This window comes from Amycolatopsis sp. Hca4 (assembly GCF_013364075.1).
GTDB lineage: Bacteria > Actinomycetota > Actinomycetes > Mycobacteriales > Pseudonocardiaceae > Amycolatopsis.
In genome coordinates this window covers 6,775,922-6,797,017 of the sequence record NZ_CP054925.1, presented here as the reverse complement: position 1 = coordinate 6,797,017, position 21,096 = coordinate 6,775,922, and the positions used below count along the sequence as shown (strand labels likewise).

22 protein-coding genes are annotated in these 21,096 nt (G+C 70.0%); 11 read left to right on the top strand and 11 right to left on the bottom strand.

What is annotated here, in order from left to right; translation table 11 throughout:
* Nucleotides 1-69: 69 nt before the first annotated feature.
* The 4 genes from hpt to dacB all read right to left on the bottom strand — a co-directional run bounded on the left by hpt (nucleotide 70) and on the right by dacB (nucleotide 5,117).
* A complete protein-coding gene (hpt, locus tag HUT10_RS30540) occupies nucleotides 70-621 on the bottom strand; it encodes a hypoxanthine phosphoribosyltransferase (protein ID WP_176174342.1) in 552 nt (183 codons plus the stop codon).
* Between the two features lie 3 nt (nucleotides 622-624).
* Nucleotides 625-1,587 carry a tRNA lysidine(34) synthetase TilS gene (tilS, locus tag HUT10_RS30535; RefSeq protein ID WP_176174341.1) on the bottom strand — a complete coding sequence of 321 codons (963 nt, stop codon included), beginning with the start codon at nucleotides 1,585-1,587 and terminating at the stop codon, nucleotides 625-627.
* Nucleotides 1,584-2,594: a zinc-dependent metalloprotease gene (locus tag HUT10_RS30530; RefSeq protein ID WP_176178101.1), complete on the bottom strand. Its 1,011-nt coding sequence runs from the start codon at nucleotides 2,592-2,594 to the stop codon at nucleotides 1,584-1,586. Before HUT10_RS30530 ends, tilS begins: the two co-directional genes overlap by 4 nt.
* Before the next feature lie 90 nt (nucleotides 2,595-2,684).
* A complete protein-coding gene (gene dacB / locus HUT10_RS30525) occupies nucleotides 2,685-5,117 on the bottom strand; it encodes a D-alanyl-D-alanine carboxypeptidase/D-alanyl-D-alanine-endopeptidase (protein WP_176174340.1) in 2,433 nt (810 codons plus the stop codon).
* Nucleotides 5,118-5,291: 174 nt separating this feature from the next.
* Here dacB and HUT10_RS30520 point away from each other — a divergent pair, with 174 nt between their 5' ends.
* The gene (locus HUT10_RS30520; protein ID WP_176174339.1) at nucleotides 5,292-5,804 is read left to right on the top strand and encodes an inorganic diphosphatase; all 513 of its coding nucleotides are present in this window, start codon (nucleotides 5,292-5,294) and stop codon (nucleotides 5,802-5,804) included.
* A 79-nt stretch (nucleotides 5,805-5,883) separates the two neighbouring features.
* Here HUT10_RS30520 and HUT10_RS30515 read toward each other — a convergent pair whose 3' ends face one another.
* Both HUT10_RS30515 and HUT10_RS30510 read right to left on the bottom strand, forming a co-directional pair.
* Nucleotides 5,884-7,536 carry an MDR family MFS transporter gene (locus tag HUT10_RS30515; RefSeq protein WP_176174338.1) on the bottom strand — a complete coding sequence of 551 codons (1,653 nt, stop codon included), beginning with the start codon at nucleotides 7,534-7,536 and terminating at the stop codon, nucleotides 5,884-5,886.
* Nucleotides 7,537-7,629: 93 nt separating this feature from the next.
* Entirely contained in the window at nucleotides 7,630-8,349 is a 720-nt protein-coding gene (locus HUT10_RS30510) for an Lrp/AsnC family transcriptional regulator (protein WP_254897090.1), read from the bottom strand.
* 500 nt (nucleotides 8,350-8,849) lie between these two features.
* Between HUT10_RS30510 and HUT10_RS30505 the strand changes: the two genes are divergently transcribed.
* Nucleotides 8,850-9,326 carry an inositol monophosphatase family protein gene (locus tag HUT10_RS30505; RefSeq protein ID WP_254897089.1) on the top strand — a complete coding sequence of 159 codons (477 nt, stop codon included), beginning with the start codon at nucleotides 8,850-8,852 and terminating at the stop codon, nucleotides 9,324-9,326.
* Here HUT10_RS30505 and glyA read toward each other — a convergent pair.
* From glyA to HUT10_RS30480, 5 genes are all read right to left on the bottom strand, one after another.
* The gene (glyA, locus tag HUT10_RS30500; RefSeq protein WP_176174336.1) at nucleotides 9,314-10,582 is read right to left on the bottom strand and encodes a serine hydroxymethyltransferase; all 1,269 of its coding nucleotides are present in this window, start codon (nucleotides 10,580-10,582) and stop codon (nucleotides 9,314-9,316) included. The genes HUT10_RS30505 and glyA overlap by 13 nt on opposite strands.
* 142 nt (nucleotides 10,583-10,724) lie before the next feature.
* Nucleotides 10,725-11,147, bottom strand: coding sequence for a 50S ribosomal protein L11 (rplK, locus tag HUT10_RS30495; RefSeq protein ID WP_176174335.1), 423 nt, complete (start codon nucleotides 11,145-11,147; stop codon nucleotides 10,725-10,727).
* A 33-nt stretch (nucleotides 11,148-11,180) separates the two neighbouring features.
* Entirely contained in the window at nucleotides 11,181-11,699 is a 519-nt protein-coding gene (locus HUT10_RS30490) for a gamma carbonic anhydrase family protein (RefSeq protein ID WP_176174334.1), read from the bottom strand.
* 84 nt (nucleotides 11,700-11,783) lie between these two features.
* Entirely contained in the window at nucleotides 11,784-13,001 is a 1,218-nt protein-coding gene (locus HUT10_RS30485; RefSeq protein ID WP_176174333.1) for a M14 family metallopeptidase, read from the bottom strand.
* An 89-nt stretch (nucleotides 13,002-13,090) separates the two neighbouring features.
* Nucleotides 13,091-13,678, bottom strand: a complete 588-nt coding sequence (locus HUT10_RS30480) for a TetR/AcrR family transcriptional regulator (protein WP_013230483.1) — start codon at nucleotides 13,676-13,678, stop codon at nucleotides 13,091-13,093.
* A gap of 124 nt (nucleotides 13,679-13,802) precedes the next feature.
* On the opposite strand from HUT10_RS30480, the gene HUT10_RS30475 reads away from it, so the two are divergent.
* From HUT10_RS30475 to HUT10_RS30440, 9 genes are all read left to right on the top strand, one after another.
* Nucleotides 13,803-14,258, top strand: coding sequence for a GreA/GreB family elongation factor (locus HUT10_RS30475; protein WP_176174332.1), 456 nt, complete (start codon nucleotides 13,803-13,805; stop codon nucleotides 14,256-14,258).
* 101 nt (nucleotides 14,259-14,359) lie between these two features.
* The gene (locus HUT10_RS30470) at nucleotides 14,360-14,785 is read left to right on the top strand and encodes a MarR family winged helix-turn-helix transcriptional regulator (protein WP_176174331.1); all 426 of its coding nucleotides are present in this window, start codon (nucleotides 14,360-14,362) and stop codon (nucleotides 14,783-14,785) included.
* Between the two features lie 34 nt (nucleotides 14,786-14,819).
* A complete protein-coding gene (locus tag HUT10_RS30465) occupies nucleotides 14,820-15,797 on the top strand; it encodes a zinc-binding dehydrogenase (protein ID WP_176174330.1) in 978 nt (325 codons plus the stop codon).
* A gap of 421 nt (nucleotides 15,798-16,218) precedes the next feature.
* The gene (locus HUT10_RS30460) at nucleotides 16,219-17,970 is read left to right on the top strand and encodes a hypothetical protein (RefSeq protein ID WP_176174329.1); all 1,752 of its coding nucleotides are present in this window, start codon (nucleotides 16,219-16,221) and stop codon (nucleotides 17,968-17,970) included.
* A gap of 100 nt (nucleotides 17,971-18,070) precedes the next feature.
* On the top strand, nucleotides 18,071-18,457 hold the full coding sequence (locus HUT10_RS30455; RefSeq protein WP_176174328.1) for a hypothetical protein: 387 nt from the start codon (nucleotides 18,071-18,073) through the stop codon (nucleotides 18,455-18,457).
* Nucleotides 18,399-18,935, top strand: coding sequence for a DUF3631 domain-containing protein (locus HUT10_RS51295; RefSeq protein ID WP_254897088.1), 537 nt, complete (start codon nucleotides 18,399-18,401; stop codon nucleotides 18,933-18,935). The genes HUT10_RS30455 and HUT10_RS51295 overlap by 59 nt, the downstream gene beginning before the upstream one ends.
* A 272-nt stretch (nucleotides 18,936-19,207) precedes the next feature.
* Entirely contained in the window at nucleotides 19,208-19,438 is a 231-nt protein-coding gene (locus HUT10_RS30445) for a helix-turn-helix domain-containing protein (RefSeq protein ID WP_254897087.1), read from the top strand.
* Entirely contained in the window at nucleotides 19,422-19,667 is a 246-nt protein-coding gene (locus HUT10_RS51290; protein ID WP_254897086.1) for an Arm DNA-binding domain-containing protein, read from the top strand. Before HUT10_RS30445 ends, HUT10_RS51290 begins: the two co-directional genes overlap by 17 nt.
* The gene (locus HUT10_RS30440; protein ID WP_254897085.1) at nucleotides 19,664-20,644 is read left to right on the top strand and encodes a site-specific integrase; all 981 of its coding nucleotides are present in this window, start codon (nucleotides 19,664-19,666) and stop codon (nucleotides 20,642-20,644) included. Before HUT10_RS51290 ends, HUT10_RS30440 begins: the two co-directional genes overlap by 4 nt.
* Nucleotides 20,645-21,096: the final 452 nt, after the last annotated feature.

The window sequence follows — 21,096 nt, the reverse complement described above, 5'->3', positions numbered from 1 at the left end:
CAAACTTCGTGCCCGGGGTTCCGCGGATCCGGTAATTGCGGTGAACGGTCGGTGAACCGCCCGGGACGGCTACGAGGTGTAGACCTTCGGGTCCAGGGTGCCGATGTAGGGCAGGTCCCGGTACCGCTCGGCGTAGTCGAGGCCGTAGCCGACGACGAACTCGTTGGGGATGTCGAAGCCGATGTACTTCACCGGCACGTCCACCTTCACCGCCTCCGGCTTGCGCAGCAGCGAAACGACCTCGAGCGACGCGGGGTTGCGGCTGGCGAGGTTCTTCAGCAGCCACGACAGCGTCAGGCCCGAGTCGACGATGTCCTCGACGATCAGGACGTCCCGGCCCGCGATGTCGCGGTCGAGGTCCTTGAGGATCCGCACGACGCCGGACGACGAGGTCGCCGATCCGTACGAAGACACGGCCATGAATTCCAGCTGCGTCGGCAGCGGCAGCGCGCGGGCGAAGTCGGTCATGAACATGACCGCGCCCTTCAGGACGCCCACCAGCAGGAGTTCGCCCTGCCCGTTGGCCGGATAGTCGGCGGCGATCTGCTCCGACAGCTCCGTGATCTTGTCCTTGATCTGCTGCTCGGTGACGAGCACGGAGGCGATTTCGCCCTCGTACACGGGTCATTCCCCTCGTGTGGTGGGTTGGGAGGTGACGCAGAGCCTGCCACGGCACCGGCTCGCCTCCAAGTTGCCCGGCAGCCAGACGCCGCCCTGACCACGCCACCGGGCGACGAGGCCGTCGACCGCCCGCAGGTGCGCGTCGGTGAGCTCGCGCACACCCGATTGCAGCAGCCACCTGCGGATAACCCGGCGGCGGATCGCCGGGGGCTCGGTCGCGAAGACGCCGATTTCCAGCCCTTCCGGACCGCCCGCGCGGGTGAAGATCAGGTCCGCCACTGTGTCCAGCGCCTCATTGTCTTCACGCAGTTGCGCGGCCGTGCGGGCGAGTGCGGCGGCCACCCCGCCGTTGAGGACGTCCTCCAGCAACGGCAGGACTTCGGTGCGCAGCCGGACGCGCGTGAAGCGCGGTTCGGCGTTGTGCGGGTCTTCCCACGGCTCGACGCCGAGCTCGGCGCACGCGGCCCGGGTGGTGGCCCGGCCGACGGCGAGCAGCGGCCGTCCCCACGGCGGGTCGTGCGGCCGCATGCCGGCGACGCTGCGCGGGCCGGAGCCGCGGCCCAGCCCGAGCAGGACCGTTTCGGCCTGGTCGTCGAGGGTGTGGCCGAGCAGGACGAGGCCGTGCCCGGCCAGCGCCCGGTAGCGGGCCTTGCGGGCGGCGGCTTCCGGGCCGCCCTTGCCGGCGACGGCGACCTCGCGCACCTCGGCTTCGTCGACACCCAACGCCTTCGCCGCGGCGGCCGCGTCCGCGGCGACCTTCGCCGAGCCCTCCTGCAGCCCGTGGTCGACGACCAGCGCGCGGACGACGTGGCCGCGGTGGTGCCCGACGTACGCGACCGCCTCGGCCAGCGCGAGGGAGTCGGCGCCGCCGGAGACCGCGACGCACAGCTCGGACGGCGGGCTCTCGACGGCTTCCAGGAAGCCGCGGACGGCCCGGCGGACGGCCGTGACCGCCGGCCCGGTCATCCGTGCAGGCGCCGGACCCACGCCGCCGGGTCGGAGATCTCGGCGCGCGACGGCAGGGTGTTCGGCGACCGCCAGACGGCGTTGAAGCCGTCCATGCCGACGGCGTCCACGACGTGCTTCGTGAACTTCGCGCCTTCTTCGTACTGACGGATCTTCGCGTCGACGCCGAGCAGCGCACGCAGCAGCCGGTCGAAGACGCCGCCGCCCTTGCGCCGGGCGGTGAACCGCGCGCGGATCTGCTCGACACTCGGCACGACCTGCGGGCCGACGGCGTCCATCACGTAGTCGGCGTGGCCCTCCAGGAGCGTCGAGAGGGCGAGCAGCCTGTCGAACACCGCGCGGTCCTTCGGCGACTGGAGCAGCTCGGCCAGGTTCAGCCTCGGGCCCTGCTTGATCGCCTCCGGCAGCCGGCCGACCAGGTCGGCGAGGCTGTCGGTGGTGCCGCCGGCGAGCCCGGAGACGAGCCGCTCGACCTCGTCGGCGAAGTAGTCGCGCAGCCACTTGACCGCGGTGAACTGCAGCCGGTGGGTGCACTCGTGCAGGCAGACCCACAGCCGGAAGTCGTGGCCGGGCACGTCCATCGCCTGTTCGGCGGCGACGACGTTCGGCGCGACCAGCAGCAGCCTGCCTTCCTTGTCCGGGCCGCCGAACGGGTCGTACTGGCCGAGCACGCGGCTGGCCAGGAAGGCGAGCACCAGACCGGTCTGGACGCCGGCCCCGCCGGCCAGTATCGGCCCGAGCGGCCCGCCCTGCTGCGGCAGCGCGCGCCCGGTCAGCGCGTGCAGCCCCGCCGCGGCCGACCGCACCCAGCCCGGCCGGTCGACGACCTCGCCGGGCAGCAACGGCAGGTCGAGCCCCAGGTGCGTCAGCTGCCGCACGTGCCCCTCGGCCTCGACGGTCAGCTCGCGCAGGTCGGTGACGGCCTCCTCGGCCCGTTCCCGGGGCACCTGCGGGCCACCGCGCACCAGCATCGCGCCGGTCTGCGCGGCGATCCCCCAGTCGACCATGGGCCGGGTCTGCGTTTCCTGACTCACCCTTCCGACGCTACCTGCCCGGTGCGGGTTTCCGGCCACGATCTTCGTACGGTTCGGCCTCCGCTAGGCGCAGCCGCACTTGCGGAGGCTCGTCGCGAGGGCGTCGATCGCGTCGCGGCCCGGCTCGGTGTCGGAGCCGTTGGACATGAACGCGAACACCAGCACCCGGCCGTCCTGGTCGAGGACCAGCCCGGCGAGCGTGTTCACCCCGGTGAGCGTGCCCGTCTTGGCCCGCACCCAGCCGCGGCCCGCCTGCGACGCGGCCGTGTCGAACCGCTTGTCGGCCAGGGTGCCGGAGCCGCCCGCGACCGGGAGGCCCGCCAGCACCGGGCGGAGCTTCGCGGTGCCCGGGTTCTTGCCCTCCGGCGCCGCCGCGGCCGCCAGGACCTGGGTGAGAAGCCGGGCCGGGATGCGGTTCAGCGACGAGATGCCGCTGCCGTCCGAGAGCGCGACGCCCGAGACGTCGAATCCGTGGTCCTTCAGCACCTTGAGGGTCGCCCTGGCCCCGCCGGCGTAGCTGGCCTCCTCGCCGTTCGCGAGCGCGACTTGGCGGGCGATCGCCTCGGCGAGGACGTCGTCGGACAGCTCCATCAGGTCGGACACCAGCTCGGTCAGCGGAGCCGACTTGACCTCGGCGACCACCTTCGCGTCCTTGGGCGCGGTCGCCTGGCCGCCCGCCGACACCCCCAGCTTCGAGGCGATGGACGAGGCGAGCGCGCTGCCCGCGTTCGCCGTCCGCTGCGAGTTGTTGTCCTTGGGGTTGATGCGGCCGCCGTCGGCCATCACGGGCGCCATCTGCGTCGCGTACGTCGACGGCGCGTCGCCCGCTTCCCAGCCCGGTGCGGTCGTCGCGCCCTTGAACAGCGTCAGGTCGACCTGGACCTTCTTGACGCCCGGCACCGCCTTCTTGACCTGCGCGACGAGGTCGTCGACGTGCGCGGCGCCCGGGTACAGCGGGGAGTCGGTGCCCAGCGGCAGGTTGGTGATGGTCGTGTCGCCGCCGCCGACCAGGATCACCGTGCCCGGGTCCGCACCCTGCACGACCTTGGTCGGCAGGCGCAGGTTGTGGTCCAGCGAAAGCAGCGCGGCCGCGGAGGTGAGCACCTTCGTCGTCGAGGCGGGTGTCACCGGCGACGCCGAGTTGCGGTCCCACAGCACGGTCCCGGTCGTCGGGTCGATCACGCTGCCGGTGAGCTGGCCCAGCGCGCCGTTGCCCGCCGCCGAGGCGAGGGCGGCCTTGACGCCGTTCGCGGTCGGCGTCGCCCCGGACGTGGCCGGCCCCTGCAGCTGCCGGGCGGCCGCGGCCGGCTCGGGCGCGTCGCCCTTGGGCGCGTTCGGCGCCCACGGCAGGGCCAGCCGGTTCGCCACCTTCGGCATCGCCGCGGCGACCCCGCCGCCGGCCAGCACCAGGAGGACGACCACGACGATGGCGATCAGCTTGCCCCTGCGCCGCTTCTTCGGCGGCTCACCGGCGGCCGCCGGCTCGGCCGCGGCCGGCGGCTCGGCGGGCGGCTGCTCGCCGCGGGGCGGCTCCGTGCGCTGCTGCGGCTGCTGCTGGAAGACGCCGGGGAACTGGGTGGGCCGCTCGATCCCGACGGTCGCCTCGGCGTCGAACCGCTGCCCGTCCGGTTCGATCCGCTGCGGCCGGGCCAGCGTCCCGGCGGACGCCGACGGCACCACCCCGCGCGGCGGCTCGGGCAGCGCCGGACGCCGGTCGCCCGGCTCGGCAGGCCGGTCGCCGGCACGGTCTTCCCGCAGCTCGATGCGCTGGCTCCAGGGTGCGGCGGGCTGCGGGGCTTCCGGTTCTTCGCGGCGCTGGGCGGCCGTGCGGTTCAGCTGCTCTTCTCGGCGCAACTGCTCCTCGCGCCAGTGCTGGAGTTCCTCCCGCCACTGCTGCTGCGGCTCCTCCGGCTTCTTCTCCTCCCGGGGCGGGACGTGGCGCTCGACCGGCACCACCGGCACCGGCCCGGACGGCACCGCCTCGATGTACTGGGTGCTCTCCCCGGCCGAAGCCGGCGCGTCCGGCTCGAGCTCCGACTGCTCGACGCGGATGTACTGCGTGCTCTGCGACGGGGTCGCCTCGGCCGAAGCCGGCTCGTCCGGCTCGAGCTCGGCCTGCTCGACACGGATGTACTGGGTGCTCTCCGCCGGGGGCTGCGGCGGGGTCGCCGCGGGCGGCTGCGGGTCCTCCTGCCGGGCCGGCGGCTGCTTCGGCGTCCGGCTGCCGAGCCGGTCGGCGAGGTCCTGCTTGGCCGGGGCCGGCGGGGGCGGCGGCTCCTCCGCCGGGGCGTTCAGCCCGGGGACGGGCTCGGGCGGGACGTTCGGCGCGAACCACGACCCCTTGGGGGCGTCACTGGCTGTGACCTTGGGCACGCCCGGGCCGGTCTCGGCGGCCTTCGGCGGGTCGGGCAGGGCCATCGGAGTGGTCTCCCGCGCGCCGGACGACGAGCGGTCTTCGTCCGACGAAGGCCACATCGGCTGGTCGTTTTCCGGCACCCACCACTCCTTCTCACCTGCCCCGGGAGGGGCCAAGCTCACATGCCGCGTGGCCGACATCGATGCGGCTCCCCGGCAGGGCGTAGTCCACACTAGGAGACGTCAAGACAGTCATGAAGGTTGCCGCCCGCGACGCGTGGCATGCCGGGACCTGAAGAAGTAGTGAGGACAGGCGTGGAGTTCGACGTCACGATCGAAATCCCCAAAGGGGAGCGCAACAAGTACGAGGTCGACCACAAGACCGGCCGCATCAAGCTGGACCGGACCCTGTTCACGGCCACGCAGTACCCGGCCGACTACGGCTTCATCGACGACACCCTCGGCCAGGACGGCGACCCGCTCGACGTGCTCGTCCTCGTCCAGGAGCCGACGTTCCCGGGCTGCCTGATCCGCTGCCGCGCGATCGGCATGTTCCGGATGACCGACGAGAAGGGCCCGGACGACAAGGTCCTCGCGGTCCCGACGAACGACCCGCGCCTGGAGCACCTGCGGGACATCCACCACCTGAACGAGTTCCACAAGCTGGAGATCCAGCACTTCTTCGAGGTCTACAAGGACCTCGAGCCCGGCAAGAGCGTCGAAGGCTCGAGCTGGGTCGGCCGGTCCGAGGCCGAAGCCGAGATCAAGCGCTCGCTCGAGCGCGAGGTCGACCGCCTGGCGAAGGAAGAAGCCAACGGCGGCCACTGAGCCCGCGCGGAGTCCATTCACGAGAAGGCCCCCTCGGGAGATCCCGAGGGGGCCTTTTCATTCCCCGGTCAGCAGGTGGTCAGTGGGCCAGTGCGAGCGCCGGAGCGTCCGCTTCGGCTTCGGCGCGCTGCTCCATCGCCGACTTGTCCGACAGCGGCTTCTCCTTGAGGAACCACACCAGCGCGAAGCCGACGGTCAGCACGATCCCGCCGACCAGGAACACCGTGCTCATCGACTCGGCGAAGCCCTGCAGGATCGGCCGGGCCAGCGTCGGGTCGAGCGTCGAGAGGAACGACGTGTCGTTGACGTCGAGGCCGCTCTGCATCTGCTTCGCGAACTCCGGGTGCTGCGCCAGCGCCGCGGTGTAGGCCGGCGTGGTCATCGCCGAGCGGATGGCGTTCGCGATCCGGTCGCCGACCGTGCCGAACAGGATCGACAGGAACACCGCGGTGCCCGCCGTGCCGCCGATCTGCCGGAAGAACGTCGCCGCCGAGGTGGCGACCCCGATGTCCTGCGGGCGGACGTCGTTGGTCGCGGCCAGCACCAGCGTCTGCATCGAGGCGCCGAGGCCGAGGCCGATCACGAAGGCGATCACCATGACCAGGGCCAGCGAGCTGTCGACGGTGATCGTGGACAGCGCGAACAGCGCCGCCGCCATCAGGCCGATCCCGGCCACCGCGAACATCTTGTACCGGCCGGTGGCCGCGATGATCCGGCCGCTGGTCAGGCTGGCGACCATGATGCCGAGCGTCAGCGGCAGCATCTGCAGGCCGGCCTGTGTCGGCGTCGCGCCCTTGACGATCTGCAGGTACAGCGGCAGCGACATCATCGCGCCGAACATCCCGGCACCCTGCACGACGGTGACGACCGTCGACATCCGGAACACCGGACGGCGGAACAGGCGCAGCGGCAGCAGGGCGGCGTCGCCCATCCGGCGTTCGATCCAGACGAAGGCGGTCACGCCCAGCGCGCCGACGACGTACATGGCGATCGAAGCGGCGGAGCCCCAGCCCCACTCACGGCCCTGCTCGGCGACGATCAGCAGCGGCACCAGGCCGGTGGCCAGCGCGACGGCACCCCAGTAGTCGACCTTCTGGTCCACGCGGGTGTGCGGCAGGTTCAGCACCTTGGTGACGACGACCAGCGCGGCGAGCGCGATCGGGACGTTGACCAGGAAGACCCAGCGCCACCCGGTGATGCCGACGAAGGTGTCGATGCCGGCGAAGAACCCGCCGACGACCGGACCGGCCACGCTCGAGATGCCGAAGACGGCCATGAAGTAGCCCTGGTACTTGCTGCGTTCGCGCGGCGCGGTGATGTCGGTGATGATCGCCAGCGCCAGCGACATCAGGCCACCGGCACCGAGGCCCTGGAAGGCCCGGAAGGCGGCGAGCTCGTACATCGACGTCGCCATGCCGCTGGCCAGCGAACCGACCAGGAACAGCGAGATCGCCGTCAGGTACATGGGCTTGCGGCCGTAGAGGTCGGACAGCTTGCCGTACAGCGGCGTGGAGAGCGTCGCGGTGATGAGGTACGCCGTGGTGGCCCAGGCCTGCAGGGACAGGCCGTGCAGCTCGTCGGCGATGGTGCGCATGGAGGACGAGACGATCGTCTGGTCCAGCGCGGCGAGGAACATGCCGAGCATCAGCCCGGACAGGACGGTCAGGATCTGGCGGTGGGTCAGTTTGCCGTTCGTAGCGGCTGCTCCTTCCGCCGTGGTGGTGTCGCTCATGGTGGTCTCCCTCGGGAAGTCTCCGCGTAGTTGCTTGTACCTCTCAACTACTTGCCTGAGCCAAGTATTCCCCGGGAAGGTTGTACCGTGCAATCAAATATTCTGTGACGCCGGTCTCGTAGCTCGCTTGACGGCCTTTGCGACCACGGTGACCTCGGCGGACGGCACGTCGAGGCTCGTCACGAAGCTGTAGAGGTCACCCAGGTCCCGGCACCAGACGGCGGCCATCAGGTTGGTGACACCGGTGGTGGCCAGGGTCCCGTGGACCATCGGGTGCCCGGCCAGCGCTCGCCCGACCTCGTCGAGCCGGCCAGGCGGCACGGTCATCCAGACGTTGGCGTCGACTTCCAGCCCGAGCGCGCGGGCGTCGATGTTCGCGTAGGTGCGCAGGCGCCCGGCCGCGGCCAGCCGCTCGACCCGGCGGCGGACCGTCGACTCGGGCGCCTCGGCGGCCAGCTCGCCGGGGCCGAGCCGGGCGTCGGCCGCGAGCCGGGCCAGGAGGCGCCGGTCGAGGTCGTCGAGGGTCACGTCCTCGCCGGGCGGCGGCGGGGTCAACGCGGCGACTTCCCCGGCGGTGAGCAAGCCGGTGCGCCACTGTGTCGCGTCGGAGAAGACGTGCAGGACCGAGTACGCGCGCAGCTCGGTGACGGCGGACGTCGACGGCAGCGCGTCGTGCACCAGCCGCCCGTCGAGGCCGCCGAGCGCGACGGCGCTGATCTCCTCCCCGCCGGCCAGGATGTCGACGAAGAGGACGTCGTCGCGGTTGGCGAGCGCGTCGGCGATCACCTGTGTCCGGCCGCGGAGCACCTTCACCCGCAGGAGCAGCGCGCCGCACAAAAGTGTGCCGCCAGGGCCCAGACAACCCCAGACCATCCCCCGCCCTCACCGGGGGGCGTCCCCAAGTCCAGTCTATCGGCAAGGGCCGACAAACCGGCCGGAAACGCACCCCGCGGGCGAAGCTGTCCACATCACGGCGTGCCTGTGGACAAGCCCCTGTCGGTCGACTTTCGGCCGCAGCTCCAAGTGGTCGAGTACTGCCGCAGCCCGAGCGGAAGCGACCGCGGACCATGCTGAAATCCGTGATCGACATCGTCGAAACCCTGGCCACCCGCGTCCGCGCCCCGCAACGGCCGCCCGCCTTTTCGAGGAGCCCGGCAAAGTCTTCTCGGCCATCGACGACCCCTCGCCGCGAACCTCCGATCCGCGCCGACCGGGCTGAGGCCGGCAAATTTCACCGACCTCCCGCGGGCGAGGTCGATGCCCTCGACGGCGCCGTCCAACTCCTCCAGGGCCTGCCGCAGTACTGCCTCACCGTGACGCTGGTCCGCGACGGCGAGCCGGAACTCGCGGTGCTGCACTCACCGAACCTGAAAGAGACCTACGCAGCCCGGAAAGGCGAGGACACAACGCCGATCACCCCCTCGCGGAAGCTCACCCTGGACGCCGTGGTCGCGGCGACCAGCCAGCCGCCGTTCGTCACGCAGCAGCCGGGCGTCGCGGAAGCCGCCGGGCGGTCGCTGACGGCCGTGCTCGGCGCGGTCGCCGCCGTCCGGAACCTCGGGCCGACGTCGTGGCAGGTCGCCGACGTCGCCGCCGGGCGGCTGGACTTCTTCTGGCAGTACGGCCGCGACGCGACGAACCTCGCCGGCGCCGCCTTGATCGCGCGGGAAGCCGGTGCGGTGGTCACCACCGCCGACGGCGTCCCGTGGACGCCGTCGGCCGGCAGCTTCCTCGCCGCCGCACCGGCTCTGCACCCGCGGGTGCTCGAAATCCTGCGTCAGGCGGAGTAGCCGGGGATCGGGAACGGCGCCAGGAACTCGCGGATCTCCGCGGCGATCGTGTCCAGCGCCGCCTCCTCGGACGCGGCCGCGGCCGTCACCGTGCGGTCGATCCACTCCGCCACCTGGACCTGGTGCTCCGGCTTCAGCCCGCGGGTCGTGATCGCGGACGTGCCGAGCCGGATGCCGGACGGGTCGAACGGCTTGCGCGGGTCGAACGGGACCGTGTTGTAGTTCAGCTCGATGCCCGCGCGGTCGAGGGCCTGCGCCGCCGGCTTGCCCGCGACCGCCTTGTTCGTCAGGTCGATCAGGAGCAGGTGGTTGTCCGTGCCGCCGGACACCAGGTCGTAGCCGCGCGCCAGCAGCGCGTCGGCCAGCGCCTTCGCGTTGGCGACGATCGTGTGCGCGTAGTCGGAGAACGAAGGCTGCTGCGCTTCACCGAGCGCGACGGCGATCGCCGCGGTCGTGTGGTTGTGCGGGCCACCCTGCAGGCCGGGGAAGACAGCCTTGTCGACCGCCTTGGCGTGGTCGGCGTCGGACAGGATCATCGCGCCGCGCGGGCCGCGCAGGGTCTTGTGCGTGGTCGTCGTGATCACCTGCGCGTGCCCGACCGGCGACGGGTGCGCGCCGCCCGCGACCAGGCCGGCGATGTGCGCGATGTCCGCGACGAGCACCGCGTCCACCTCGGCGGCGATCTCGGCGAACGCCGGGAAGTCGATCGTGCGCGGGATCGCCGTGCCGCCGGCGAAGATCAGCTTCGGCCGGTGCTGCCGGGCCAGGTCGCGCACCTGGTCGAGGTCGACCCGGCCGGTCTCCTTGGCGACGCCGTAGCGCACCGGGGTGAACCACTTGCCGGTCGCGGACACGCTCCAGCCGTGCGTGAGGTGGCCGCCGTCCGGCAGCGCCATGCCGAGCACGGTGTCACCCGGCTGCGCAAAAGCCAGGTACACGGCCAGGTTCGCCGGCGACCCGGAGTACGGCTGGACGTTCGCGTGGTCGGCGCCGAACACGGCCTTCGCCCGCTCGATCGCCAGCTGCTCGACCTGGTCGATGAACTGCTGGCCCTCGTAGTACCGCTTGCCCGCGTAGCCCTCGGAGTACTTGTTGGTGAGGACGGATCCGGTCGCCTCGAGCACGGCCTGCGAGACGTAGTTCTCCGAGGCGATCAGGCGGATCTTGTCGTGCTGGCGCTTCGCCTCGTCCTCGACGAGCCCGGCGATGGCGGGGTCGGCGGTGGCGAGCGCGTTCAGTGCTGGCTGGTGTGTCATGGCGTACTCCGGCTCTGGAGTGGCCTTCACCCAGGCGCGCGGTGCCGGCCTCGTCGTCGCTTCCCGGTGGTGCTCCACCTCGATGGCGCCAGTCGCTGCTGCGCGGTAAAGCGTAGTCCACGGCGCTCGAAGCGCGGTGCACTCAGCCGACGACCACTCCCATCGACCGGGCCGTGCCCGCGATCGTGCGCATCGCCGCCTCGACGTCGGACGTGTTGAGGTCCGGCAGCTTGCGCTCGGCGATCTCCCGCAGCTGCTCCCGCGTGAGCTTCCCCGCGACCTCGTGTCCCGGCCGCGCCGACCCCTTGTCGCCCAACGCCTTCTTGATGAGGAACGACGTCGGCGGCGTCTTGAGCCGGAGCGCGAACGAGCGGTCCTCGAACACCGAGACGACCACCGGCACGACGTCGCCGCGCTGCGCCGCCGTCGCCGCGTCGTAGGCCTTCTTGATCTCCACCAGGTTGACCCCGGTCTGCCCCAGCATCTTGCCGAGGTCGACGACCGGGGCGTTGCCCGCGCTGAGTTCCAGGGTGACCCGGTGGGTGAGTTTCTTCTTCGGAGCCATGCCCCGAAGCTAGAGTCTCCAGTTACTGGAGGGTCAAACCGGTTTCGTGCCCGCGCGGTGCCGCCGTGCCAGCTCCTGGTAGATCGCCGCGTTGTGCTCGACCCACATCCGCGCCGAGTCGGTCAGCGGGACGAACTTCTTCGCCGGGCTGCCCATCGCGATGACCTCCTCGGGCACCTCCGTCGCCGGCGTGACCGTCGCCCCGGCCGCGACCAGCGCCCGCGCGCCGATCTTCGCCTTGTCGAGCACCGTCGAGCCGTTGCCGATCAGCGCCTGCTCCCCGATCGTGCAGTCGTGCACCAGGCACTGGTGGCCCACGGTGACGTTCTTGCCGACCTCGCAGACGCCGTCGTTGACGTGGATCACCGAGTTGTCCTGGATGTTGGCGCCCTCCCGGATGACGATCCGGCCGAAGTCGGCCCGGATCACCGCGCCGAACCAGATCGAGGCGTCCTTCTCGACGACGACGTCGCCGATGAGGGTGGCGGTGGGCGCGATCCAGGCGTCCGGGTGGACCTGCGGGCTGAGCCCTTCGAACGAGAACAGAGGCATGCCCGCACCCTAAACCGCGCAGGCCGCCTTCCCCGGCCGAGCGGGGAAGGCGGCCGTTCGCGGGCCGCGGCCGGCTGCTGGGGGTCAGCCGGTGATCGCGGCGTTGATCAGGATGTCCACGGCCTGGTCGTTGCGCGTGGTCTGCGGGACGATCTGCGTGTCACGCGGGTAGAAGCCGGGGCTGCTGCCCTTCGGGTACATCTCGAAGGTGAAGCTCCAGATCTTGTGCGTCGCCCACATCCAGTCGTTGACGCTGCCGTCGGTGATGTAGAGGTCGCTGGACTGCTCCGGCGTGTAGCCGTTGGTCGCGGCCATCTGCTTGCCGAGCGTCTGGAACTTCTGCGCCTCGGCCGCGGTCAGGCCGGGCGCGGTGTCGGCGTAGGTGTAGCCGAAGGGCCACAGCACCAGTTCGGAGTAGGTGTGGAAGTCGATGTGCGTCTTGATCTGCTGGACGCCGCCGACCACCCGCGAGTTCACCCAGTTCGAGACGGCGCGCGTCTCGGGCGCGGAGAACGCCGCCGTGCCGCGGTAGGTCTCGCTGGACGTCGAGCCGGACGAGCCGCCGCAGCAGCCCCACTTGTAGCCCCAGTTGCGGTTGGGGTCGGTGCCGGGACCCTGGCGGTTCTTGCGCCAGCTGTGGAACGTGCCGCCGGAGATGTCGTACTCGGAGCCGTCCGGGTTGACGCTGGGGATGACCCAGACCTCGGTGCTGTCGACAAGTCGCTTGATCGCGGGATCGGTGGCGTATCCGCTGGTAAGCCGGTCGACGATGTGCAGGCACATCTCGGTGGTGAGGTGCTCGCGCGCGTGCTGGTTGCAGGTGAAGAGCACCTCGGGCTCGTTCTCGTCGGTGGCGGCGTTGTCGCTGATCTTGATCAGCGAGAGCGCCCGGCCTTCGTACGAGGTGCCGGCGCTGCCCAGCTTCGTGAGCGACGGGTAGTTCGCGACGGCTTTCTGCAGCTCGGTCTGCGTTTCGGCGTAGGTGTGGTAGCCGGTGTAGCCGGCCGGGAAGTCCGCGGCGGCCGCCGCGCCCAGCGGCCGGTCGACCTTGCCGAGCGCCTTGACGGCGAAGCCCTGCGCGCGCAGCTGGGCGGCTTCGCCGGGGGTGGCGATGACCGTGGTCGTGCCGTTCGTGCTGTCGAGGATGTCGGCACCGGTCTTCGCGACCTCGGTGCGCTGCTGGGCCGTGCCGGTGCCGGCGATCTCGTAGACCTGCGGGCCGTCGGGCTGGGCGGCACCGGCCGTGCCGCCAACGGTGAGCACCAAGAGGACCGCCGCGGCCGTGCACGTTCGTGTGCGCATCACGTCTCCTGCTCTCGGGGGTTCCCTCGACCTTGGCGGGAGCCGGACGGAGGGCACAATCCGGAGCAGTACGGATCTATTGGCGGTTTCTACCCGTAGTTCGCGAAACAGAGCGCCTCGATGTCGGCACGCAGCGTGGCGAACGGCCGCGGGCGCACCCGCTGCTGGACGACCGTGCCCAGCAGGTAGGACAGCAGCGCCCGGGCCCTGGCCCGCGGGTCGTCGACGTCGAGCGGGGCGAGGAGCTCGGCGAGCAGTTCGGTGAGCGAGGTCAGCATGACGTCGATGGCCTGCGGGTGCTGCGCCCGTCCGGCGGCGATCCAGTACTCGAACCAGAGGAAGGCGGCGTTCGGGTTCGCGGCGAAGACGCTCAGGTACTCCTCGAGGACGGCGAAGAGCCGCTCACGGGGTTCGTCGTGCTTCGCGGCGACCTCGCGCAGGCCGGCGGCGAAGGCGGTGATGTGCGCGGCCATCGCCCGATCGATGAGGACGTCGATGTCGGCGAAGTAGTAGTGGATCGCGCTCTTGGTGAGCGGGCCGGCGTCGGCGATGGCCCGGACGGTGCACCCGGCGAGCCCGTCGCGGGCGAGGACGACCCGCGCGGCTTCGACGATCTGTTCCTGCTTGGCCAGCTGGTTCGGCGAGAGCCGCTCGCTGCGGCCGGGGACTGCGCTCACGGTGATTCTCGTTACCTTCTTCCTGGACGCCGGACCCCAAACCCTAGGGCAGACGTCCTGTCGGCGGCTTTCGGGTGAAAAACCGGATTGGCCACCCCGGTCCGCGCAGCGGACAATGCCCGGCATGGTGATCTCAGGGGACAAGGGGCTCAGCCCGGCTGCGCGCAGCCAGCTGGAGAAGGAAATCGCGAACTTGCGCGCGCAGCGGGAAGCCCTCGCGCCGCAACCCGGCGAACAGGAACGCACCGGGGACGCGGCGGACCAGGCGGACGTGATCGACCGGGCCGAGGCCGCGGCCCGCCTCGACCGCCAGATCGCCGACCTCGCGGCCAAGATGGAACACGGCGGCTACGGCAACAGCCAGCTCCCGGACGGTACGGTCGTCACCCTGCGCTTCTCCGACGGAGACGAAGAGACGTTCCAGGTGGTGACGGTCCCGGGCGAGGACGCGGACGCGATCACCTCGGACAGCCCACTGGGCCTGGCCCTGGTCGGAGCATCGGCGGGCGACGAGATCGCCTATCGAACCCCCCGCGGCGACGCCAAGGCCACGGTGGTGAAGCTGACCCCGCCGAAGTAGGTTCCGCCGCCGAAGGGCCCCCGGCCGGGGGCCCTTCGGACGGGTGGTCCACCTCTCGTCTCGTGGAGAAATCCAGGAGTACCTCAAGTTATGCTCGAAGCATGGCGGTCGATGAGCTAGCGGCTTCGTTGCTGTACCAGGTGACGGCCCTGGCCGGAGAGGTCGCCGGCCGCATGAACGACGGCCTGGAGCGGCTGGAGCTCACCGGGCCGACGGCGAACCTGCTGTGGATCCTCGACCCGGAGGCCGAGCCGCAGCCGCTGCGCAAGCTGGCCGTCCTCATGCGCTGCGACCCTTCCAACATCAGCCTGCTCAGCGCACAGCTGGAGGAACGCGGGCTCGCCGAGCGGCGCCCGCACCCGCGGGACGGCCGCGTCCGGACGCTGGTGCTGACCGCCGAAGGCCGGAAGGTGCGCGAGCGGCTCCTCGCCGTCGTCGCCAGGCACTCCCCCTTCGCACACCTCGGCGACGAGGAACAGCTGCTCCTGCAGTCCCTGCTCGCGAAGGCGCTCGACGAAACTCGTTGAGCACTTCCTGGAGATTCTCATGTATCTTTCGGGCATGACGACTACGGCAAGACGGGTGCGGCTGACCGCCACGGGAGGTCCCGAGGTGCTCCGGGTGGAGGCCATGCCGGTGCCGGAACCGGGCCCCGGACAGATCTTGATCACCACGGAGGCCGCGGGCGTGGCGTTCCACGACATCTCGACCCGCAGAGGCCTGACCCCCGGCGCCCTCCCGGAGGTCCAGGGGTTCGACGTCGTCGGCCACGTCGCCCGCGTCGGCCCCGGCGTCACGGAGTTCACGGCAGGCCAGCGCGTCGGAGCCCTGATCGGCGACGGCGGATACGCAACGCACGTCCTGGCGCCGGTGCAGCGGACCGCCCCGCTGCCGGAGGGACCGCCCGCCGAGAAGCTTGACGCGCTGATGCTCAACTACCTCACGGCGTGGCAGATGTTCCACCACGTGGCCAGGCCTTCAGCTGGTGAGGCCGTACTGGTGCTCGGAGCCGCCGGAGGAGTGGGATCGGCATTGTCCCAGATAGCCAGAGCGGCAGGGGTGGAGGTCTACGGCACCTCAAGCCCAGGCCGACGCGGCAGGGTGCTTGCAGGCGGCGCCAGGTGGGTAGCGGACCAGTCCAAGGTACCCACCCCGGTCGCAGCGGTGTTCGACCCGGTGGGAGGCCCATCGCTGGCACGCTCCCGACGTGTCACGAAGCGGTCGGGAGTGGTGGTGTCGTACGGATTCAGTTTCGCCACCGGAGCCGGCTACTCCAAGGCCGGCGCCATGACGCGAACGGTCGGCGCACTCGTGCGGGCGAAGCTGACGCCAGGGCCACGGGTGGTGGTGCACACGGTGGCCCGCGCGGTCGACAAGGATCCGGCCGGGTTTCGGGCGGACATCGCTGCGCTGGTCGGGCAGCTGGCCGCTGGTGCTATTGAGCCCGAGGTCGTCACGCTGCCGCTGGAGCAGGCCGCGGAAGCGCATCGGCGGCTGGAAAACCGTGAGGTCGAAGGCAAACTGGTCCTGGTTCCCTGACCTGCACCCCGGGACTTTCTCTGCCCCCGACCGGACGTCCGTGTCACTCAATTTGCCGCCCGGCAAACGGAACAGGCCCCACCCGAGGTGTCTCGGATGGGGCCCGACCTGCGGAGCCGTCTAGGGAATCGAACCCTGACCTATTCATGCCGAGCGGAATTCGTCACTTCTTGACCTTGGCCGCGGCGCTCTGACCTGCACATCCACCGTCCCCGAACGTCCGCGGATGTCCACCCCTGGCCTCCCCGATTGACACTCACTTTGACACTCACCAGGCACCCAATGTGGGTCAGAGTGTCGCAACGAACCACTGACGCACTTAACGAGCTGGAACTGAGATCTCAGTGGGGTCACGTGCTAGTGAGTCTGGAGTTAGGCGATCAGATGTCACATTCCGTAGCGTGTCATCGACTATGGTTGTGTGGACGAGACGCAGCCCTCACCCGTGCTGACCGACCTGACCGAGCTTGAGGAGCAGGTGGTCAACACCGCTCGCTGCGGGAAAGTCGCCAAACCCGCCACCACGATGACCGTGGAGGAGCTCGCAATCACCGACGACCCCGAACTGCGGGTACGAGCCGAAGTGCTCCGCGATCTGCTCCGCGGATTGCACGGTGACCTCGACCCCCGCGGAATCCGGATTGTGGATGTGCGGGTCGTCGGACAGCTCGACCTCGATCACGTCACCGCCGTCACCGGTTTGGACTTGTACCGATGTGCGCTGCCTGAGAGCATCGTTTGCCGACACGCGCGCCTTCGCTACCTGTACCTGAACCACAGCCTGCTCACCCACCTGCACGCCAGCGGCCTCCGCGCCGACAGCGACCTGTTCCTACGGGACGCCACCATCACCAGCACTAACAAAGACGAAGCGATCCGACTGCTCGATGCCCACATCGGCGGCCAAGTCGACCTCGATCGAGCTACCATCACCAGCACCAAGGGCCCCGCGCTAAACGCCGACGGCCTCCGCACCGACAGCGACCTGTTCCTACGGGACGCCACCATAATCGGCATTGGGGAATTCGGTGCGATCCGGCTGCTCAATGCCCACATCGGCGCGCAACTCAACCTCAGTCGAACCACCATCACCAACACCAACGGCCCTGCACTAAACGCCGACACCCTGCGCATCGACAGCCACCTGTTCATGGGAGATGCCACCATCACCAGCACTAACAAAGGCGGAGCTATCCGGCTGCTCGGTGCCCGTATAGGCGGCCAAGTCGGCCTCAACCGAGCTGCCATCACCAACACCGAGGGCCCTGCGTTGGCCGCCGACGACCTTCGCGCCGACAGCAAGCTGTTCATGGAGGACGCCACCATCACCGGCAGCGGAGGACTGGGGGCCGTCCGGCTGGTAGGTGCTCACATCGACGGCCAAGCTTCCCTGCTGATGTCCAGACTGGACAACAGCTCAGGTCCGCTCCTGGTATTGCACGAGGCGCAGATCACCGGGGCGTTGCTGTTCCCGCCGGCGGTGGTGTGCCCGGCCGGTCGGCAGGGGATGAGCCGTTGTGGCTGCCCTGACAGCAACCGCACCATCACAGCCCACGGATTGACCTACCCCATCCTGCGCGAAACATCGTGGCGTCAATGGCTGCACCTGCTGGTCCACCACACCACCACCTACTGGCCCCAACCCTTCCAGCAACTCGCCGCAACCGAACGCACCGCCGGCCACGACAACAACGCCCGCGAAATACTGATCACCCAACAAGACGACCTCCGCCGACGCACCCCCCAAGCTCTGGGCAACCGACTCGCACGCGGACGGCACGCGCTCTGGGGGTGGTTGGGCCGCTACGGCTACCGCGCCCAGCGCCTCGTCCTCGCTCTCGCCCTCGTCCTCACTTTCGCCGCCGGGGTCGGCCTGCTCGCCGGGCACGTCACCACCCGCCCCGGCCACCACGCCGCCGAACACGTCCCACCCGTCACCGCCAAACCCGACACCCCCGGCACACCCTGCTCACCCGTCGAACTCATCGGCCTCGGCATCGACCGCGGACTCCCCCTCGGCACCACCGGCATCCGCGCCCACTGCGACCTCGACACCACCACCGGCTGGGGCCAAACCTTCACCGCCACCCTCTGGGCACTCCAAGCCCTCCTCTGGGGCCTGGCCACCCTCGCCGTCGCCGCCTACACCGGCCTCGTCCGCAAACCCACCTGAGCCACCGCCATATTCAGCTCGTTTCCGGATCAACGCGTTGCCAAGTCCGCGGGCCAAAACTCGGCTCGTATACTTCCCCAGCACGTCTTCCGTGCCGCGGGTGTTTGCCTGGGCAAGGCGCCACCTCATCCGACTGGAAGCCGCGACGGTTGCATCGCGCATCCTCGCCAAGCGCGCCGACGCACCGCACCGACCTGGCACCCGCTCATCGGACTGGATCAAGACCCCGTTGCGACCCACCACCGAAGTCCTGATCAGAGGATGGCTCCCCGGCACCGGCCGACGCGCCCGCAGCTTCGGCGCCCTGCTCGTGGGCGCCCACGACGACACCGGCCGGCTGGTCTGGCTCGGCAACGTCGGCACCGGATTCACCGACGTCCTGATTCCCGGTCTACGCGCCGGTCGCGCTCGCCGGGATCGCCGGCGGGATGCCGGACACGATCACGACGCGAGCGATCACCGTGCACATGCGCAAGCGTCGGTTTGACGAGCTGGTTGAGGAGTTCTTCGAAGAGGACGTCGAACGCGAGTCCGCGCCGGTTCGCGCCGAACTGGCGGAGTCGGTCGGGCGCGTCGGCGATGAGGTTAGCCGCGCACGGCCGGAACGCCCGGACGGCGTCCGCGACCGGGCGGCCGAGATCTGGCGACCGCTACTGGCGATCGCCGACGCGGCCGGCGGGCACTGGCCGGAAACCGCACGCAGGGCGTGCCGGCACTTCGTGCTCGAAGCCACCGCGCAACCGGCGTCGATCGGCGTGCGGCTGCTGGCCGACATCCGGCAGATCTTCACCGCGGAACACACCGACCGCATAGTCACCGCCGAGCTGATCCGCGAACTGCACGCCATCGAAGACGGCCCCTGGACCGACGTCCAAGGCAAGCCACTCGATAGCCGCCGCCTCGCGAAGAACTCGACCGGTACCTGGTCCGGCCGAGGGACCTCAAGGTCAGCGGCAAGACGCTGAAGGGTTACCGCATCGACGGCGACGGCGGCCTGGCCGACGCCTGGAGCCGCTACCTCCCAGCGCCCGAAACGGACGCGACCTCCGCGACCAGCGCAACCCCGCAGGTCAACGCCACATCCGGCGTCGCGGAGGCGCTGGGCTCGGCCGCGACCTCCGCGACCGGGGTTGCGGACGGTCGCGGCACCCAACAGCCACTCGTATCCGTGCTGACCAGGCCGGTCGCGGAGGTCGCGGACGTCGCGCCCCCCCAAGCCCGACCACGAGGGGGATCGATGAACGCCGTACCCATGCCGGTCGCCGTGCCCGAACGGCACCTCTACCGGATCACCGAAGCCATGCGCTTGCTGTCGATGAGCCGCTCGGTCATCTACGAACAGCTCCGCTCCGGGCGCCTGCGCTCGGTCAAGCAGGGCCGCGCCCGGCTCGTGCCGGCCGTCGCCATCCAGGAATACGTCGAGCTGCTGATGAGGGAAGCGGAGGTCGGCTATGGCGAGTCGGCGTAGTCGCGGAGATGGCACGGTCTACTGGTCGGAAAGCCGTCAGCGCTGGATCGTCGAGCTGACGATCGGCTACCGGCCGAACGGGAAGCGCATATACCGCAAGGCCAGCGGCAAGACTAAGACCGAAGCCAAGAACAAGCTCAAGGAGCTGATTCGCGACGTCGAAGAGGGCGCCGCTAACGCCTCGACCGGGTACACGGTCGAACAAGCGGTGTCAACGACTGGCTCGTGAGCTACGAACGCGGCGAACGAGACCCCAACACCGTCAAGGTCGTCCGGTCCCTGGTCAACAACCACATCGTGCCCGCGATCGGCGCCCGGCCCCTGGTGAAGCTCGAAGTCGACGACGTCGAAGACTGGCTCGCCGAAAAAGCCGAAGTCCTGGTGACCTCGACGCTGCGCAACCTCCGCTCCATCCTCCGCCGGGCAATCAACCGCGCACAGGTACGCAAGCGGGTCCGATACAACGTGGTCCTGCTGTGCGACGAACTGCCAGCCGGGAAAGGGACCGGGCGTCCGTCGAAGGCGCTCACACTCGCGCAGGCGGAAGCGGTGCTCACGGCGGCGGAGTCGTCGCCGATGCGCGCCTACATCGTAGTGTCCCTGCTGACCGGCGCGCGAACCGAGGAGATGCGACCGCTCACCTGGGACCACGTTGACCTCATGGGCAAGCCGGACGCGACGCCGGCGATCCCGCCGAACGTCAAGGTGTGGCGTTCCGTCCGCGCCCGCGGCGAGACAAAGACGCGGAAGTCCAGGCGCACGCTCGCGCTGCCTGAACGAGCCGTCAAGGCGCTGGAGGCGCACCGAGTGGCACAGCAGGCGGTAAAGGCCGCCGCGGGCGACGACTGGCGCGAACAGGGGCTGGTGTTCGCAACTAACGTCGGCACCGAGCGGGACGTCAACAACGTCCGACGAGACTTCCGCCGGGTGATCAAGGCAGCTGGGCTCAACCCGACACAGTGGACGCCCCGAGAGCTGCGGCACAGCTTCGTCTCGATCCTCTCGGACGGTGGTATGCCGATCGAGGAGATCTCGCGGCTGGTCGGGCACAGCAGCACCGCCGTCACGGAGCTGGTCTACCGGAAGCAGATCCGGCCGGTAGTGGAATCCGGCGCGACCGCAATGGACCGGCTCTTCCCCGCGACAGGCAAACCTGCGGGACTTCCTCCGGCCACCAATCAGGCGTCTCAGGCCCAACCCGAATGAGCCAGGCCCTGCCGAGCTGTCGGTGGGGCCTGGCCTCGTTGTACGACTCAAGACAGAACCAAGTGGTTCGCGTTCGAGCAGGCGCCAGCGATCCTGCCGGTCTGGGGAGCACATGGCCGAGAGGTTCTGGCGCGAGAACTACTCGGCCTCGATCAGCAAGCTCTCAGCCGACGTGTACGGCCGCTGGGCAGACTCTGCACCACCGGAGCACTCATAGCCATGGCCCGGCGTGTGCCCTCGACTCCCTGATCTTCTGGTCTGGCGTCTATCACGAACGTCGTTGAGCAACTTTGATCACAGCTGGCCGCGAGCTGCGGCGACGAAGAGCCACCGTGTCGCGAGAGCCAAGCGGCGAGGCCATGTTTGAGGGCCTTGCGCGCAGAGAGCCGCTTAGTTGAGGTTCAACCCAGCTTAGTTGAAGATCGACGACGACGAGTTGCAGAACTCTAAGT